At 62.9% G+C, this 412-nt stretch carries 1 pseudogene; it reads right to left on the reverse strand.

Features of this window, described 5'->3' with window-relative positions:
• Nucleotides 1-412 (reverse strand): annotated as a pseudogene (locus HX846_RS25300) (glycerol acyltransferase); the annotation flags it as partial.

The raw sequence follows: 412 nt of genomic DNA on the forward strand, positions 1-412 counted from the left end.
GCAATTGCGGATCGGCATCGCTCCATTGGGCGTACGCCAGGTAATGCACCGGGAACAACCGATACCCACCCAGGATCTGCCGGTCCATTTCGATCGCCAACAGCTTGGTGTCTTCGAACGCCTCGGTGATCGGCGGCGCGAAGTTGACGTGTACCCGGCCCTTGTAGCCGGTGATGCCCAGGGCGATGCTCACGTCATCTTCCCCCGGCGCCTTGCTGTAGGTGCCGGTGGTGGCGCGGATGTACAGCTCGCGGGCCTTGGCTGCGTCGCACGGGTCGTATTCGTAGCTGATGGACACCGGCGTCAGGTTCAGTGACTGGATGACTTCGGCGAACGGCTCGTCCTTGCGGCTCATGTGGAACATCTTGAGGATCGCCGACTCGGTGCGATCATCCCCATCCTTGGCGCGGCC

This window comes from Pseudomonas sp. K5002, assembly GCF_013386655.1.
Taxonomy (GTDB): domain Bacteria; phylum Pseudomonadota; class Gammaproteobacteria; order Pseudomonadales; family Pseudomonadaceae; genus Aquipseudomonas.